Annotated in this window: 1 pseudogene; it reads left to right on the top strand. The window is 63.9% G+C overall.

What is annotated here, in order from left to right:
* Positions 1 to 139: pseudogene (locus tag E1288_RS50715) on the top strand (transposase); the annotation flags it as partial.
* Positions 140 to 485 lie beyond the last annotated feature (346 nt).

Raw genomic sequence — 485 nt, 5'->3', positions numbered from 1 at the left:
GCCGACACTGTGGCCGCATGGCTGCGTGAACACCCCGGCGCCCAGGTGGTCTGCCGTGACGGATCGGCAGCCTATGCCGAGGCCATCCGCCAGGGCGCCCCGAAAGCGGTGCAGGCCAGTGACCGATTGGCATCTCTGGCACGTGCGCCGTGAGGCGCTGGTTGATCGAGTGGAGGTGAGAGACCTTCGCCGCCGTCCTGTCGCAGCAGGGCGGTGAAGCTGGGGGCAGCCTGATCCGGGAGGTGCTGGGGAGGGTGGCAAGCGGCCCCGACAAAGCCGGGACGTGTCAGTACTGCCAGATGGTGCGGGTCCGGCGAGCGAGACGGAGAGGTATACGAGAGGAACCGGCGTTTGAAGCCTCCTAAGAGTTCCTAACAGAATGATCACTTGTAGTGACTGGCATTCCCTGATGGTTGATCATGATCGTGTGAAGAAGGGTGAGCAGCCGCCATGGATCGTGTCCGACGAGCTGTGGGAGCGAATCG

The sequence above is a fragment of the Saccharopolyspora elongata genome (assembly GCF_004348985.1).
Lineage (GTDB): Bacteria > Actinomycetota > Actinomycetes > Mycobacteriales > Pseudonocardiaceae > Saccharopolyspora > Saccharopolyspora elongata.
Note: the sequence above shows the minus strand (reverse complement) of the source record. Positions and strands in the feature narration are given on the sequence as shown.